The sequence below is a fragment of the Rhizobium sp. BK619 genome (assembly GCF_014195245.1).
GTDB classification, from domain to species: Bacteria; Pseudomonadota; Alphaproteobacteria; order Rhizobiales; family Rhizobiaceae; genus Rhizobium; species Rhizobium acidisoli.
On the sequence record NZ_JACIBH010000004.1, the window covers coordinates 72,777 to 89,541 of the forward strand.

Here is a 16,765-nt window from a genome sequence, read left to right on the forward strand (position 1 = left end):
TCAGGTCGTTGCGGGCTTATTCCACGGTCACGGATTTCGCCAGATTGCGCGGCTGATCGACATCCGTGCCCATGAAGACGGCGGTGTGATAGGCGAGCAGCTGGATGGGCAGCGAAAAGATCATCGGCGCGATGATTTCGTCGACGACAGGCAGGGTGATCGTGGCCATAGTCGGCAGTTTCGAGGCGGCAGCGCCGGCCTCATCGGTGATGAAAATGATGCGGCCGCCGCGGGCTGCGACCTCCTGCATGTTCGAGACGGTCTTTTCGAAGAAGCGGTCGAAGGGGGCGATGACGATCACCGGCATGTTCTCGTCGATCAGCGCGATCGGCCCGTGCTTCAGTTCGCCGGCGGCATAGCCTTCGGCGTGGATATAGGAAATTTCCTTGAGCTTCAGCGCGCCTTCCATGGCGAGCGGGAAGCTGGTGCCGCGGCCGAGATAAAGCACGTCCTTGCATTTCGACAGCTCGCGCGACAGGCTTTCCATCTGCGGCTGGATGAGGTTCAGCACCCGGCTCATGATGCGCGGCATTTCGGCGAGGTGACGCACAAGCGCCCTCTCCTCCTCGGCGCTCACCATGCCGCGCGCCTTGCCGGCGCCGATCGCCAGCGATGCCAGCACGGCCAACTGGCAGGTGAAGGCCTTGGTCGAGGCGACGCCGATTTCGGGGCCGGCCATGATCGGGAAGACGGCGTCGGATTCGCGGGCGATCGTCGATTCGCGGACATTGACGACGGCGCCGATCTTCAGCCCGTTGTCGCGGCAATAGCGCAGCGATGCCAGCGTGTCGGCGGTCTCGCCGGACTGGGAGATGAACAGCGCTGCCTGCGAGGGCGACAGCGGCATTTCGCGATAGCGGAATTCGGAGGCGACGTCGATCTCGACCGGCAGGCGGGCATAACGCTCGAACCAGTATTTGCCGACGAGGCCGGCGAGATAGGCGGTGCCGCAAGCCGAGATCGCCAGGCCGGTCGCCGCCTTGAAGTCGATCGCAGCGGCGTTGGCGCCGATCGTGTTTTCGGCAAAATCGACGTAATGGCTGAGGGCGTGGGAGATCACCTCCGGCTGCTCGTAGATTTCCTTCTCCATGAAATGGCGGTGGTTGCCCTTGTCGACGACATAGGCGGTCGCCTGCGAGATCTGGCGGGCGCGCCTGACCGGCTTGCCGGCGAAATCGATGACGGCCAGGCTGTCGCGGGTGATGACGGCGCAGTCGCCGTCGACCAGGTAGGTGATCTCGTTGGTGAAGGGCGAAAGCGCGATTGCATCCGAACCGAGGAACATCTCGCCACGGCCGTAACCGACGGCCAGCGGCGGGCCGGAACGGGCGGCCATGATCGTGCCGGGATCGGCCTTGAGCATGACGGCGAGCGCATAGGCGCCGGTCAGCCGGTTCAGCATCTGCAGCATGGCGGCGCGCGGCTCCAGGCCCTCGCGCAGGTATTTCGCCATCAGCTGGGCCACGACCTCGGTATCGGTCTGGGTTTCGAAGACCGAGCCCTCCGCGGTCAGTTCGTCGCGCAGCTCGGAGAAATTCTCGATGATGCCGTTATGGACGACGGCGACACCTTCGACGAAATGCGGATGGGCATTGGTCTCATTGGGAACACCGTGCGTCGCCCAGCGCGTATGGGCAATGCCGACAGTGCCGGGCAGCGGCTCGGCGTCGAGGCGCTTTTCCAGATTGAACAGCTTGCCTTCGGCGCGGCGGCGATCCATCACCCCCTCATGGATGGTGGCGACACCGGCAGAATCATAACCGCGATATTCGAGACGCTTCAGCGCATCGACCAGGCGCCCGGCAACAGGCTGAGTTCCGACGATCCCGACAATTCCGCACATGCAATATCCCCACTCGAGCATTTCCGCAGAAATGCTCTTCTGTTTTCTTCGCCCAAATAACGAGGCTAGTCCTAGCGATTCCCGCTTAGTTATCAATCACCTCGGCGGTCACTTTCAATTTCCGCCGGTTACGCAAAGCTGCCTCAGGCCTTAGCCTTCTTCGCGGCCTTGATGGCGAGCGCGCGCTCGCGCAGCAGCGATGCACGGCCGGGCTTGATCTCCTGCCGGGCACGGCCGAGCGCCAGCGCATCGGCCGGCACGTCGACGGTGATGACGCTGCCGGAGGCGATATAGGCGCCGTCGCCGATCGTCACCGGGGCGACCAGCGAGGAGTTGGAACCGATGAAGGCGTTTTCGCCGATCACCGTCTCGCTCTTGTTGACGCCGTCATAATTGCAGGTGATCGTGCCCGCGCCGATATTGCTGCCGGCGCCGATGACGGCATCGCCGATATAGGTGAGATGGTTGACCTTGGCGCCCTCGCCGATCCGGCCGTTCTTGACCTCACAGAAATTGCCGACCTTCGAACCATTGCCGAGATCCGCACCCGGCCGCAGCCGCGCGAAGGGTCCGACGGTCGCGCCGTGGCTGACATGGGCGCCTTCGATATGCGAGAAGGCGTGAATGACGGCGCCGCTGTCGATCACCGCGCCCGGACCGAAAACGACGTTCGGCTCGATCAGCGCATCCTGGCCGATGACCGTGTCGTAGGACAGAAAGACCGTTTCCGGCGCGATCATGGTGACGCCTGAAAGCATCAGCTGGTGGCGGCGGCGCTCCTGCCAGAAGCGCTCGATGACGGCAAGTTCGGCCCGGGTGTTGCAGCCGGTCATCTCGATTTCAGGCGCATCGACGGCGGTGACGCGGCCGCCGAGCGAGCGGGCGATCTCGACGAGATCGGTCAGATAGAATTCGCCCTTGGCATTGGCGTTGCCGATGCGCGAGAGCAGGTCGAGCGCCTTGCGGCCGTTGATCGCCATCAGCCCGCTGTTGCACCAGGTGACCGTGCGCTCGGCATCGGTCGCGTCCTTTTCCTCGCGGATGGCGATGAGTTCGCCGTCCTTGACGAGCAGGCGGCCGTAACCGGTCGGGCGATCGGTGTGGAAGCCGATGACGACGATATCGCTGCCATCGGCAAGTCCCTGGCGAGCAGCCTTCAGCGGCCCATCGGTCTGCAGCGGCACGTCGCCATAGGTGACAAGAATATCGTCATAACCCTTGGCGATCGCCTCGCGCGCCGCCAATACCGCATGGCCGGTGCCGAGGCGCTCTTTCTGCAGGCAGGCTTCAATGCCGACGCCGGCGATGCTTGCTGCCTTTGCCACCTCCTCGGCATCGCGGCCGACGACGAGTGCGACGGAGGAGATGCCGGCGGAAGCGACCGCCTCGACCACATGGGCGATCATCGGCCGGCCGGCGACCGGATGCAGCACCTTCGATTTCGAGGATTTCATCCGCGTGCTGTCACCGGCGGCAAGGATGACGGCAAGACAAGTACGTTCCATGATCTGCTCCGCGAATCCGCGCCATGAGGCGGCTTTGTTGCCTCATACTGCATAACTCGTGAAATCGGAATCGATTTTCGGAAAGCACTCGGCGCAGATTGAAAGCCTTGCAGCGTGCTTTGCGCGCCCGAAAAGATGCATGGCGCCGCAGTCGGCAATGCCTTTACTGATGTGAAATTTCGGTCGAAATCGGCACTATGACGGTCTCGGAACCACGGGCGACGAAGGCCTCGTGCACATGATGGCGGCCATCCAGAATGACGAGCTCCATGGCGCGGCGCGCAGCAAGGCTGTCGCCGGAAACGATCGCGTCGACGATGCGCATGTGGGTGTCGGCGATATTGGCAAAGCCGTTTTCGGATGGCGGCGTGCTCATGCGGAACATGCCGACGAGGGCCGCTTCGATGAGGCTGCCCAAGGTGCGCATGAAGGGATTGTGGGAAGCTTCGGCGAGCGCCAGGTGAAAGTTAAGGTCGGCGAGCGCGAGGCTGTCGGCAGTATGGCCGCTCGCCGCCATCTCGAGCGCCAGTGCGCGCAGCGTCTCGATATCCTCGGCATTCGCCCGTTCGGCGACGAGGCCTGCGGCGAAGGGTTCGATGGCGAGACGAATATCGTAAAGCTGCAACAGGAACTCTTCCGTCACACCATTGTCGAAATGCCAGGCGATGATCTCGCTGTCGAACATGTTCCAGAGGTTCTTTTCGGTCACACGCGTGCCGACCCGCGCCTTGGCGACGACCATGCCCTTGGCGGCAAGCGTCTTCATCGTCTCACGCAAGACGGTACGGGACACCTTGAAGCGCTGCGCCAGTTCGGTGTCGCCCGGCAGGATCGTGCCGACGGGATAGGTGCCGGCGACGATTTCCTTGCCGAGTTCGTCGACCACCTGTGCGTGGCTCGTCCGGGTTCTGCGCCCCGTCTTGCGGGTCTCGTCCAATTTGTTGCGCAAGCGATCCCTCTCCCCTCAGGCGTACCTCTTGTTCAGACTGGAAACGAACAGGATGGCTTTCTGCATCAGGATGAATGCAAACAGCAAAAGCCCAATCAGGATCTTGGTCCACCAGCTCGACAGCGTGCCGTCGAAGGTGATGTAGGTCTGAATGAGCCCCTGGATCAGGATACCGATCAAGGTTCCCGCCACGAATCCCGCTCCTCCGGTCAGCAGTGTCCCCCCAATGACAACCGCCGCGATGGCATCGAGTTCGACACCGACTGCTGCAAGAGAATATCCGGCAGAGGTGTACAGCGAAAAAACGATCCCGGAAAGGCCTGCCAGAAAGCCCGACAGCGCATAAATCTGGATTGTCGTGCGTCCCACAGGCACGCCCATCAGCCGCGCCGTCTGCGGGCCGCCGCCGAGCGCATAGACATTGGTGCCGAAGCGGGTCCGCTGGGCGATGAAGATGCCGACGGCAAAGACCAGAAGCATGATGGCGCCGATCAGCGTCAGCCGGCCGCCGCCAGGCAGCCGCCAATAGAGGCTGGTCAGCGTCGAATAATATTCGTGGTCGATCGGAATGCTGTCGATCGAGAGCACGAAGGCCATGCCGCGCGCCAGGAACATGCCGGCAAGCGTGACGATGAAGGCCGGCATTTCGAGATAATGGATGATTGCACCCATGACGGCGCCGAAGGCAGTGGTGATGACGAGCACCAATGCGAAGGCGAGCAGCGGATGGATCGAGGTTTTCTGCAGGATCACCGCCAGGAAGACGCCGGTGAAAGCGATGATCGATCCGATCGACAGATCGATGCCGCCGGAGATGATGACGAAGGTCATGCCGACGGCGGCGATGCCGAGAAAGGCGTTGTCCGTCAGAAGATTGCCGATGACGCGGGTCGACAGCATGTTTGGATATTGCAGCGTGCAGCCGGCATAGGCGAGCACGAAGATGACGATGGTCGCCAGCAGCGGCAGGTATTTGGAGTTCATTTCGGCTGCTCCCTTCCGCCCTGCCGGCGGCTGGCGAAGATGGCGAGCGATTGCACCGCCGGCGACTGGATGACGAGGATGACGATAATGATGACCGCCTTGATGATCAGGTTGAATTCAGGCGGGAAGCCGGAAGACAGGATGCCGGTATTGACAGCCTGGATGATCATCGCGCCGATCAGCGATCCGAGAATGCTGAAGCGGCCGCCGAGCAGCGAATTGCCGCCGACGACGACAGCGAGGATGGCATCGAGTTCCAGCCAGAGGCCGGCATTGTTGGCGTCGGCACCCTTGATGTCGGCGGCGACGATGATGCCGGCGATCGAGGCGCAGAGCCCGCTCAGCATATAGACGGCCATCAGCAGCACCGGCGTCTGAATGCCGGAGAGCGTGCTGGCACGACGATTGATGCCGACGGCCTCGATCAGCATGCCGAGCGCCGTGCGGCGCACAAGCAGGATGACGAGCAGGCCGACGAGCAGCCAGATGACGACAGGCATTGGCAGGAGGGCCATGGAGCCGCTGCCGAAGAAGGTCAGCCCGTCATCGTTGAAGGTGAGGATGGCGCCTTCGGTGATGAGCTGGGCGATGCCGCGGCCGGCGACCATCAGCACCAGCGTGGCGATGATCGGCTGGATATTGAGGACCGCCACCAGGAAACCGTTCCAGACGCCGCAGGCAATGCCGATCGCCAGCGTCAAGACAATGGTGTAGGCCACTGAATTTCCTGAGACAATCGACGAGGCGGCGACGGCGCCGCAGATGGCGATAACCGCCCCGACGGAGAGGTCGATGCCCTTGGTGGCAATCACCAACGTCATGCCGATCGCCAGCAACGCCACCGGCGCGCCGCGATTGAGCACGTCGATCAGGCTGCCATAGAGCCGGTCGTTCTGAACAACGACATTAAAAAACTGCGGCGACGTCATGAAATTCAACAAAAGAATAACAGCGAGCGCGATCAATTGCGGCGCCAGGCGAAAAGCCAGCGCGTTCAGCGAGGACCTCATGCATCCTCCATCTTGTGTTCGGCGGCAGCGATGGTATCGACGATGCCGGCGGCGGTGATGCGTTCCCCGGTCAACTCGGCGATATGCTGCCTGTCGCGAAGGACGATGACGCGTGAACTATAGGCGACAAGCTCTTCAAGTTCCGAGGAAATTACGATCAACGACATGCCTTCGGCGCAGAGCTGTTCGATAAGCCGGATGATCTCGGCATGGGCGCCGACATCGATGCCGCGGGTCGGCTCGTCGAGGATCAGAAACTTCGGATTGGTCGCCAGCCAACGGGCGAGGATCGCCTTCTGCTGGTTGCCGCCGGAAAGCAGCCGGATCGGCTTCTCGCGGTCGGTGGTGCGGATATCGAGCGCCTTGATGTAGCGATCGGCAAGCGCATTCTGCTCGGCGCGCGACAGCGGCCGGGTCCAGCCGCGGCGGGCCTGCAGCGCAAGCGCGATGTTCTCCCGGATCGACAGATCGCCGACGATGCCGTCGGTCTTGCGGTCCTCTGGGCAGAAGCCGAAGCCTTTTTCGATTGCGGCGCGCGGGCTCGAAAGCGTGACCGGCTGGCCGTCGATCGTGGCGCTGCCGCTATCGGCATGTTCGACACCGAAGAGCAGTTCGGCGGTTTCGGTGCGGCCCGAGCCGAGCAGCCCGGCAATGCCGACTACCTCGCCGGCGCGCACATCGAGATCGAACGGCTTGACCTTGCCGCGCTTGCCGTAGCCTGCGAAACGATAGCGGACCTCGCCGGCCGCAAGGCTGCGTTCCCTGACCGTCTCCTCGACATGCGCCAATTCGCGGCCGAGCATCATGGCGATCAGGCCCTGGCGCGGCAGATCGGCGACGTCGCGTGTGCCGACGAGCTTGCCGTTGCGCAGCACGGTGATGCGGTCGCTGATCGCATAGACCTGCTCGAGAAAATGGGTGATGAAGACGATGCCCAGACCGCGCTTCTTCAGGTCCTCGATGATGCGAAAGAGCAGCGCCACTTCCTGATTGTCGAGGCTTGCCGTGGGCTCGTCCAATATCAGCACCTTGCCGGAAAGATCGACGGCACGGGCAATGGCCACCACCTGCTGGACGGCGACGGAGAAGCGGCCAAGCTCGGCGGTAACGTCGATATCGATGCCGTAGCCGGCCAGCAATTCACGCGCCTTGCGGTTCATCGCGCGCACGTCGGTCATGCCGAAACGCCTTGGCTGGCGTCCAAGAAAGAGGTTTTCAGCGACGCTCAGATTGGCCAGCAGGTTGACCTCCTGGTAGACCGTGCCGATGCCGAGCTTCTGGGCGGCGAGCGTATTGGCCGGATTGATTTCCTGGCCGTCGAGCGTCAGGCTGCCCTCGTCACGATGATAGGCGCCGGTGATGCATTTGATCAGTGTCGATTTGCCGGCACCGTTTTCGCCCAGCAGCGCGTGCACCTCGCCCTTGCGCAGCGTGAAATCGACCTTGTCCAACGCCACTGCGCCGGGAAAGAATTTCGATATTCCGGAAGCCGCGAGAACGTTCTCGAAATCGTGAATCATAAGGGTCTGTTTTCCTGATATTGACGGCAAAAGCCGCGCCGCGGCCGGACATGACGTCCCAAGGCGGCAAGGCAGTTCCGCACCGGTCCATGATGGGCCGGTGCGGTTCTACAGCGCTTGAATGCTGCATCATTCTCCCCTCAATCGAACCCGATTCCGGGATTATGCAGCGGCGTCAAATCAGATCAGTAGCCCTGACCCTTCTTCTCTTCGTAGACCTTCATCGGCTCGTCGGCAGGCGTGTAGAGCTTGGATTCGGTCTGGATCCACTTCGGCGGAGCCTTCTTGTCCTTCAGGTAGGCGTCGAGCGCATCGAAGGCCGGACCTGCCATATTAGGCGTCAGCTCGACCGTGGCATTGGACTCGCCTTCGGACATAGCCTTGAAGATATCCGGAACGGCGTCGATCGAGACGACGAGGATATCCTTGCCGGGCTTCAGGCCGGCTTCCTTGATCGCCTGGATGGCGCCGACGGCCATATCGTCATTATGGGCGTAGAGAGCGCAGATATCCTTGCCGCCATTCTCGGCCTTCAGGAAGCTTTCCATGACTTCCTTGCCCTTGGTGCGGGTGAAGTCACCGGTCTGGCTGCGAACGATCTTGAGGTTGTCGTGGCCGGCGAGCGCTTCTTCGAAGCCCTTCTTGCGGGCGATGGCCGGCGACGAGCCGGTCGTGCCCTGCAGCTCGACGACGTTGCACTTCTTGTCGCCGACGGTCTTGACCAGGAAGTCACCGGCGACCTTGCCTTCGTGGACGAGGTCCGAGGTGACAGCCGTCAGGTAGAGATCATCAGGAGCCTTGATGGTGCGGTCGAGAAGGATGACCGGAATTTTGGCTTCCTTGGCTTCCTTCAGAACGTCGTCCCAGCCGGTTTCGACGACCGGAGCAATGAGGATGGCATCGACGCCCTGAGCAATGAAGGAGCGCAGAGCCTTGATCTGATTTTCCTGCTTCTGCTGTGCATCGGCAAACTTCAGATCGATGCCGCGCTTCTTGGCCTGTTCCTTGGTTACAGTCGTTTCAGCCGCGCGCCAGCCCGATTCCGAGCCGATCTGCGAGAAGCCGACGGTCAATCCGGCGGCCGAAGCCGAACCGAACATGCAGGCAGCAAGAATCGTGGCACTCAAAAGTGCAGTCTTCAATTTCATGATTTCCTCCCAAGCCGCGTCTCGCGGCGCAGGGTCAAAAAATCATATAGTATTACTTTTGTAAATCGGAATCTTTGCATGCAGCGCAGCAAAAAAAGAGCGCCCACAGGGGGCGCTCTTCGCAATTGCGAATTGAAGGCGGCTTATTGCGCCGGCAGCTTGTCGTCGACGCCTTCGACATAGAAATTCATGCCGAGCAGCGTGCCGTCATCCGCCTTCTCGCCGGCCTTCAGCCAAGGGGTGCCGTCCTGCTTGTTGATCGGACCGGTGAAGGGATGCACCTCGCCGGACTTGATCTTGGCTTCGGTTTCCTCGGCCATCTTCTTCACGTCGTCAGGCATGTTGGTATAGGGCGCCATCTTCAGGATGCCGTCCTTCAGGCCGTCCCAGCTCTGCTCGGACTTCCAGGTGCCGTCCAGAAGCGCGTGAACGCGCTTGGAGTAGTAGGTGCCCCAGGTATCGACGATCGCCGTCAGCTGCGCCTTGGGGCCTGCTGCGATCATGTCGGACGCCTGACCGAAGGCGTGGATGCCGCGCTCTTCGGCAACCTGCATCGGCGCCGTCGTATCGGTGTGCTGGGTCAGAACGTCGACGCCCTGGTCGACCATCGCCTTGGCGGCATCGGCTTCCTTGCCCGGGTCGAACCAGGTGTTGACCCAGATGACCTTCAGCTTGAAGCTCGGATCGACCGACTTGGCGCCCTGCTCGAAGGAGTTGATGCCCATCACCACTTCCGGGATCGGGAAGGAGGCGATGTAGGCCGCACCGTGATTCTTCGAGGTCTTGGCGGCGATCTGGCCGAGGATGTAGCGGCCTTCATAGAAGCGCGAATTGTAGGTAGCGAGGTTGGGGCCGGATTTGTAGCCGGTGCCGTGCTCGAACTTGACCTTCGGGAACTTGGCGGCAACCTTGACCGTCGCATCCATGAAACCGAAGGACGTCGTGAAGATCAGCTTGCAGCCGGAGCGGGCAAGACGCTCGATGGCGCGCTCGGCATCCGGGCCTTCCGGCACGTTTTCGAGGTAAGGCGTTTCGATCTTGTCGCCGAATTCGGCCTGGACCTGCTGGCGGCCGAGATCATGCGCCTGCGAATAACCGCCATCGGTGTGCGAACCGACATAGACGAAGCAGACCTTCGTCTTGTCGGCAGCCTGAGCGGCCGACGAGATGCCGATCACGGCGGCAGCCGAGGCGGCGAGAGCGAATGCGTATTTCTTCATGGGAACCCCTGTTGGTTTGAAGTTATTGCGGAAACCCGTCTTTATCGTGTTGCCTTATCGCTCTGGCACGAAGGCCTTTCCGAGCGAGGCGGGCGTATTGATCAACGTCGTGCGCCGATTATGAGAAATGATGATGAGAACCACAATAGTCGCGGCATAGGGCAGCATCGAAAGGAACTGCGAGGGAATGCCGAGACCGAAGGCCTGCGCGTGCAGCTGCAGGATGGTGACCGCGCCGAAGAGATAACCGCCGGCAAAGACCCGCCACGGCCGCCAGGAGGCGAAGACCACCAGCGCCAGCGTGATCCAGCCGCGGCCGGCCGACATGTTCTCCGCCCATTGCGGGGTGTAGACGAGCGACAGCTGGGCGCCGGCAAGCCCGGCGCAGGCGCCGCCGAACATCACCGCCAGATAGCGCGTGCGGATAACCTGAATGCCGAGCGCATGGGCCGAGGCGTGACTGTCGCCGATCGCCCTCAGCTTCAGCCCGGCCCGGCTGCGGAACAGGAACCAGCTGACACCGACCACAAGTGCAATCGACAGGTAGAAGATCAGATCCTGCCGGAAGAGAACGTGGCCAATGACCGGAATGTCGGAGAGGACCGGAATGACGATCTCTCCCAGCCGGATGCCGGGCATGCTGACATAGGCTTCGCCGAGCATGCCCGACACGCCGAGGCCGAGAAGGGTAAGCGCCAGTCCCGTCGCCACCTGGTTTGCCACCAGCGTCAGCGTCAGGAAAGCGAAAAGAAGCGAGAAAAGCGCGCCTGCGGCAATGCCGCAGACAATGCCGACATAGGGCGAGCCCGAGATCTGCGCGCCGGCAAAAGCGGCGACCGCGCCCATGATCATCATGCCTTCGACGCCGAGATTGAGAACGCCGGAACGCTCCGTGACGAGTTCACCGAGGGCGGCGATGACGAGCGGCGTCGAGGCGGTGATGACGGTCAGCAGGATGGCTTCGAAGATGCTCATGCCGCCCCACCTCTCAGCCGCGACCAGACGATGCGGATTTTGTAATAGATCAGCGTATCGCAGGAGAGCACGAAGAAGAGCAGCAGGCCCTGGAAGACGCGGGTGACCTTATCGGAGACGCCGAGCGACAGCTGTGCCGCCTCGCCGCCGAGATAGGTCAATGCCAGCACCAGGCCCGATGCAATAATGCCGAGCGGATTGAGGCGTCCCAAAAAGGCGACGATGATGGCGGTGAAGCCGTAGCCCGGCGAGATCGCCGGCTGCAGGTGGCCGATCGAGCCGGAGACCTCGGCTATCCCGGCAAGGCCGGCAAGGGCGCCTGAGAAGAGGAAGCTGAACCAGATCATCTTCTTCGAGGAGAAACCGGCAAAGCGCCCTGCCCGCTCCGACTGGCCGAGCACGACGATCTCGAAGCCTTTCAGCGTATAACGCAGCATGAACCAGACGCCGATCGCCGCGATAATGGCAAAGATGAAGGCCCAATGGGCCCGACCCGACTCTTCCCAGATCGCCGGCAGCACCGCCTCAGGGGCGAAATCGCGCGAGACCGGAAAATTGAAGCCCTTCGGATCGCGCCAGGCGCCGCGGATCAGCCAGTCGAGGAACAGCTGGGCGATATAGACCAGCATCAGCGACGTCAGGATTTCGTTGGTGTTGAAATGCGCCTTCAGCAGCGCCGGAATGGCGGCGAACAGCGCACCGCCGAGCGCTCCGAGGATAAGCATCAGCGGCAGCACGAGCGGCGAATGCCAGTCGTAAAAGACGATGGGCAGATAGGAGCCGGTGATGGCGCCGATGGTGAACTGGCCTTCGGCGCCGATATTCCAGTTGTTCGAGCGATAGCAGACAGCCAGGCCGACGGCGATCAGGATCAGTGGTGCCGCCTTGATCGCCAATTCGTGCAGCGACCAGAGCTCGAGCAGCGGCTCGACGAAGAAGGCGTCCAGCGCCTCCACAGGGTCCTTGCCGAGCATGGCGAACATGATGGCGCCGAACACCAGTGTCAGCACAAGGGCCAGCAGCGGCGAGACGAAGGTATAGAGCTTCGAGACGTCGGGGCGTTTTTCGAGTTCAATGCGCATGGGCTGCCTCTTCAATGCGCATGGGGCGCCTGTGGAGCGCCGCCGCTCTGATGCAGGCCGCCCATCAGCAGGCCGATCTTTTCGCGCGTCAGTTCGCCTGATGGAAACGGGCTGGAAAGGCGTCCCTCGGAGATGACGGCGATATCGGTCGCCACTTCGAAGATCTCGTCGAGATCCTGGCTGATGACGACGACGGCGGAGCCGGCCTTCGCGAGATCGACCAGGGCCTGGCGGATGCGGCTTGCAGCCCCGGCATCGACACCCCAGGTCGGCTGGTTGACGACCAGGACGGCCGGCTGGCGGTCGAGTTCGCGGCCGACGATGAATTTCTGCAGGTTACCGCCGGAGAGCGAGCCTGCGGCCGGGTCGTCACCGCTCTTGCGCACATCCATCGCCTCGGAAATCCGCCGTGCGGCAGATTTTACCGCGCCGTGGCGGATGATGCCGAGCAGGCCGAGAAAGGCCTTGCGGTCCGACTGGCTGCGGGCGAGCACCAGATTGTCCGACAGTTTCATCGCAGAAACGGCGGCATGGCCATGCCGCTCCTCCGGCACGAAACCGGCGCCGAGCAGGCGGCGGGCGGTGATGCCCTCGGTGCCCACAGGCTTCTTGCGGATGACGATCGCCTCGGGCGAAGCGACCGGATATTCGCCGGAGAGCGCATCGAAGAGCTCGCTCTGGCCGTTGCCGGCAACACCGGCAATGGCAAGGATTTCGCCTGCGCGCACGGCCATCGAGACATCGCGCAGCGGCATGGCGAATGGCGTGCGCGCGGGAACCGACAGGTTGGCAACGGCAAGCTGCACCTCGCCCTTGTCCGAGCGCTCGGGATGGGTGACGGTCGCCACCTCGCTGCCGACCATCATCCGAGCGAGCGAGGCAGGCGTTTCCTGCTTCGGATCGCAGGCGCCGGTGACGCGGCCATGGCGCAGCACGGTGGCGCGATCGCAGATGCGCTGCACCTCTTCCAGGCGATGGCTGATATAGAGAACCGAGCGGCCCTCGGCGCGCAGCTTGAACAGCGTTTCGAACAGCCTGTCGGCCTCCTGCGGCGTCAGCACCGAGGTCGGCTCGTCGAGAATGATCAGCTTCGGATTCTGCAGCAGCGCCCGGACGATCTCGATGCGCTGGCGCTCGCCGACGGAGAGATCGGCGACATGGGCATGCGGGTCGAGCGGCAGGCCGTAGGCTTGAGACAGCGCCCTCGCCTCCTCGGCAATCTTGCCGATCGGGATGGCGTCATCAAGCGACAGCGCGATGTTTTCGGCGACCGTCAACGCCTCGAACAGCGAAAAATGCTGGAAGACCATGCCGATGCCGAGCTTGCGGGCTTCGCCCGGCGAGGTGACCGTGACCGGCCTGCCTTCCCAGAGGATTTGCCCGTTTGTCGGCTCCAGAACGCCGAACAGCATCTTCACCAGGGTGGATTTGCCTGCGCCATTTTCGCCGAGAAGCGCGTGAATTTCGCCCGGCGCGATATCGAGATCGATTTCATTGCAGGCGGCAAAGCCACCGAAAAACTTCGTCAGCTTTTGGACGGATAGTAACGCACCGGACTCCGGCACATTCAATGGCGACACGTTCCCCTCATTTCTTCTGCTGATCGGTCCGTTCGGATCTCATGGAATCAGCAGCGTCGTTCCTGTTGTTTTTCTTGTTTCCAGATCTGCGTGAGCCTGCCCAACCTCACGCAACGGATAGGTTTGATTGATATTGATACGCACTTTGTTGCTTTGCACAACATCAAATAGCGCCTTGGCGCTGTCGATCAGCTCCTGGCGGGCGGCGATGTAGGTGAAGAGCGTCGGCCGCGTCGCAAACAGCGAGCCCTTCTGCGCCAGCATCGCCAGGGTAAAGTTCTCGATCGGCCCGGAGGATTGGCCGAAAGAGGCAAAAAGGCCGCGCGGCTTCAGGCAATCGAGCGACTGTGGAAAAGTATCGCGGCCGATCGAATCATAGACGACATCGACGCCCTTGCCGGCGGTGATCTCGCGGACCCGGACGGCGAAGTCTTCGCTCTTGTAGTTGATCACGTGGTCGTAGCCATGGGCGAGTGCCAGCTGGACCTTGTCTTCGGAGCCCGCCGTGCCGATGACGGTGGCGCCGAGCGCCTTTGCCCATTGGCCGGCGATCAGGCCGACGCCGCCGGCGGCGGCATGAAACAAGAGGACCGTCTCGGGGCCGACCTTGAAGGTGCGATTCAGGAGATATTCGGCGGTCATGCCCTTCAGCATCATCGCCGCTGCCGTTTCGAGTTCGATGCTATCCGGCACATGCACCAGATGGCGCGTCTCGATATTGCGCTCGGCGCTATAGGCGCCGTCGGCGCTGGCATAGGCGACACGGTCGCCGATCTTGAAATCCGCAACGCCCGGGCCGACCGCGGTCACGGTGCCGGCTCCCTCCTTGCCGGTGACGAAGGGCAGGTGCGGCGCCTTATAGGTGCCGTTGCGGAAATAGACATCGATGAAATTGAGGCCGACCGCCGCCTGGCGGATCTGCACCTCGCCGGCTGCGGGCGGCGGCAGATCGAGTTCGACATAGTCGAAAACTTCCGGCCCGCCCGTTCTCGAAAATGAAACCGCTTGCGTTTTCCTCATCTTGGTCATCCTAAGCTTTGCGTCCGAGGGCGGGGAAGAATTGCAGCACCGCGCCGATGACGTAAAGATAGAGCCCGGTCACGATGAAGAGAATGAGCGCCCATTCGGGCGTGTCGAAGTGCATCAGCAGCGAAAAAATGCCGAGCGCCGACCACAGGAAGAAGACGCCGAGATTGAGCTGGCGCAGCCTCTTGACGCGGACCGGGTGCAGGAAATTGATCGGCAGGAAGGTCAGCACCACCGAAACCGTCACGACGGCGAGCGCCGTCGTCGCGCTGGCATCGATGACGAACAGCGTGAAGACGATCATGTTCCAGACGACGGGAAAGCCGGAGAAGAAATACTCGTCGGTCTTCATGCCCATATCGGCGTAATAGATGGCGCTAGAAACGACGATCATGCCGGCGGCGACGAAGGACCAGGGCTCGCCGATCATGCCGCTCTGATAGAGCGCGAAGGCCGGCAGCAGCACATAGGTGACGTAGTCGATGATATTGTCGAGCGTATCGCCGGACCAATTCGGCAGCACTTCCTTGACGCGCACCTTGCGGGCGATCGGCCCGTCTATGCCATCGACGAGAAGGGCAAGGCCCAGCCACCAGAACATGTCGATGAAGCGGTGCTCGGCGGCGGCAACGACGCCGAGAAAGGCAAGGAAGGAGCCGGAGGCCGTCAGGATATGGACGGAAAAGGCGCGCATCTCCGCGTAAGGAACGCGCTTGTATTTGAAAATCTTCATATTCCCCCGACCGCCCTATCGCGCTCGCCCCGGCAAGCTTGTTTTTCTCCAACCATCACCGGCTCCCTCACTCCTGAATCGGGTCCCGACGCCGTAGGTCTTTGTTGTCGCACCGTTTTTGCCGAAAACCGGCGTGCAGTCCAGGCGCGCCGCCCTAATATGCATCCTTTGTCGGGCTTCGCCAGCGGGAAATACAACATTGCCCGCGGCCCCCTGGTTGGCCATTGAATCCTGCCAATGACATGCATATTTCCCTTCAGGAGCACTGCGTGGAATGGAATGCCTTTAATTCGAGCCCGATATGTAATATCTGCCTCACATCCGACAGTTCATCCGACGAAACGGGATCCGCTACCGCAATGAACGCGCCTGCAAAGACCGAAGACTTCGCCTCGTCTATCCCCGCCGGCGTTTACGCCGAGACGGTACTTTCCGTGACGCATTACACCGACCGGCTCTTCCGTTTCACGATGACCCGGCCGCAGGGCTTCCGTTTCCGTTCCGGCGAATTCGCGATGATCGGCCTGATGGTCGACGGCAAACCGGTCTTCCGCGCCTATTCGATCGCCAGCCCCGCCTGGGCCGAAGAGCTCGAATTCTTCTCGATCAAGGTCCCGGATGGCCCGCTGACCTCGCATCTGCAGGCAATCAAGCCGGGCGACCAGGTGCTGATGCGCAAGAAGCCGACGGGCACGCTGGTGCTCGACGCGCTGACGCCGGGCCGCCGCCTCTATATGTTCTCGACGGGAACGGGCATTGCGCCTTTCGCCAGCCTGATCCGCGATCCCGAAACCTATGAAAAATTCGAGGAAGTCATCCTCACCCATACGACGCGTGATGTCGCCGAGCTGAAATACGGCTTCGACCTCGTCGAGGAGATTCAGAACGACGAGTTGCTGAAGGAAGTCGTCGGCGACAAGCTGCGCCACTACGCGACCGTCACTCGCGAAGATTTCGAATATCGCGGCCGCATCACCGACCTGATCTCCTCCGGAAAGCTGTTTACCGATCTCGGCGTGCCGCCGCTCGACCCGACGATCGACCGCGGCATGATCTGCGGCTCCTCGGCCATGCTGAAGGACACCAAAGAACTGCTCGAACAGGCCGGCCTCAATGAAGGCGCCAACAGCAAGCCTGCCGAATTCGTCATCGAACGCGCCTTCGTCGGCTGACGTTTCCATTGACACCCT

The 16,765-nt window shown here is 62.0% G+C and carries 14 protein-coding genes; 1 reads left to right on the plus strand and 13 read right to left on the minus strand.

Annotated features, from left to right (window positions below; all coding sequences use genetic code 11):
• Positions 1 to 16 precede the first annotated feature (16 nt).
• The 13 genes from glmS to pcsA all read right to left on the minus strand — a co-directional run bounded on the left by glmS (position 17) and on the right by pcsA (position 15,575).
• Positions 17 to 1,843 carry a glutamine--fructose-6-phosphate transaminase (isomerizing) gene (gene glmS, locus FHX14_RS08415; RefSeq protein WP_184376852.1) on the minus strand — a complete coding sequence of 609 codons (1,827 nt, stop codon included), beginning with the start codon at positions 1,841 to 1,843 and terminating at the stop codon, positions 17 to 19.
• 143 nt (positions 1,844 to 1,986) lie between these two features.
• Positions 1,987 to 3,348 (minus strand): bifunctional UDP-N-acetylglucosamine diphosphorylase/glucosamine-1-phosphate N-acetyltransferase GlmU, encoded by a 1,362-nt coding sequence (gene glmU / locus FHX14_RS08420; RefSeq protein ID WP_184376853.1) that lies wholly within the window; start codon positions 3,346 to 3,348, stop codon positions 1,987 to 1,989.
• Between the two features lie 163 nt (positions 3,349 to 3,511).
• A complete protein-coding gene (locus FHX14_RS08425) occupies positions 3,512 to 4,297 on the minus strand; it encodes a FadR/GntR family transcriptional regulator (protein ID WP_003586505.1) in 786 nt (261 codons plus the stop codon).
• A 15-nt stretch (positions 4,298 to 4,312) separates the two neighbouring features.
• On the minus strand, positions 4,313 to 5,281 hold the full coding sequence (gene yjfF, locus FHX14_RS08430; protein WP_012557650.1) for a galactofuranose ABC transporter, permease protein YjfF: 969 nt from the start codon (positions 5,279 to 5,281) through the stop codon (positions 4,313 to 4,315).
• A complete protein-coding gene (locus FHX14_RS08435) occupies positions 5,278 to 6,291 on the minus strand; it encodes an ABC transporter permease (protein WP_012557649.1) in 1,014 nt (337 codons plus the stop codon). The genes yjfF and FHX14_RS08435 overlap by 4 nt, the downstream gene beginning before the upstream one ends.
• On the minus strand, positions 6,288 to 7,811 hold the full coding sequence (gene ytfR, locus FHX14_RS08440) for a galactofuranose ABC transporter, ATP-binding protein YtfR (protein ID WP_184376854.1): 1,524 nt from the start codon (positions 7,809 to 7,811) through the stop codon (positions 6,288 to 6,290). The genes FHX14_RS08435 and ytfR overlap by 4 nt, the downstream gene beginning before the upstream one ends.
• Positions 7,812 to 7,996: 185 nt before the next feature.
• Entirely contained in the window at positions 7,997 to 8,959 is a 963-nt protein-coding gene (gene ytfQ / locus FHX14_RS08445) for a galactofuranose ABC transporter, galactofuranose-binding protein YtfQ (RefSeq protein ID WP_003586511.1), read from the minus strand.
• A 143-nt stretch (positions 8,960 to 9,102) separates the two neighbouring features.
• Entirely contained in the window at positions 9,103 to 10,179 is a 1,077-nt protein-coding gene (locus tag FHX14_RS08450; RefSeq protein WP_003586512.1) for a BMP family ABC transporter substrate-binding protein, read from the minus strand.
• A gap of 54 nt (positions 10,180 to 10,233) precedes the next feature.
• Positions 10,234 to 11,154, minus strand: coding sequence for an ABC transporter permease (locus tag FHX14_RS08455; RefSeq protein ID WP_003586514.1), 921 nt, complete (start codon positions 11,152 to 11,154; stop codon positions 10,234 to 10,236).
• On the minus strand, positions 11,151 to 12,236 hold the full coding sequence (locus tag FHX14_RS08460) for an ABC transporter permease (RefSeq protein ID WP_184376855.1): 1,086 nt from the start codon (positions 12,234 to 12,236) through the stop codon (positions 11,151 to 11,153). Before FHX14_RS08460 ends, FHX14_RS08455 begins: the two co-directional genes overlap by 4 nt.
• Positions 12,237 to 12,247: 11 nt before the next feature.
• Entirely contained in the window at positions 12,248 to 13,816 is a 1,569-nt protein-coding gene (locus FHX14_RS08465) for an ABC transporter ATP-binding protein (RefSeq protein ID WP_184376856.1), read from the minus strand.
• Positions 13,817 to 13,855: 39 nt separating this feature from the next.
• Positions 13,856 to 14,836: a quinone oxidoreductase gene (locus FHX14_RS08470; RefSeq protein WP_184376857.1), complete on the minus strand. Its 981-nt coding sequence runs from the start codon at positions 14,834 to 14,836 to the stop codon at positions 13,856 to 13,858.
• Positions 14,837 to 14,846: 10 nt separating this feature from the next.
• Positions 14,847 to 15,575, minus strand: a complete 729-nt coding sequence (gene pcsA, locus FHX14_RS08475; protein ID WP_183692883.1) for a phosphatidylcholine synthase — start codon at positions 15,573 to 15,575, stop codon at positions 14,847 to 14,849.
• Positions 15,576 to 15,934: 359 nt separating this feature from the next.
• Here pcsA and FHX14_RS08480 point away from each other — a divergent pair, with 359 nt between their 5' ends.
• Positions 15,935 to 16,747 (plus strand): ferredoxin--NADP reductase, encoded by an 813-nt coding sequence (locus tag FHX14_RS08480; RefSeq protein WP_037073088.1) that lies wholly within the window; start codon positions 15,935 to 15,937, stop codon positions 16,745 to 16,747.
• Positions 16,748 to 16,765: the final 18 nt, after the last annotated feature.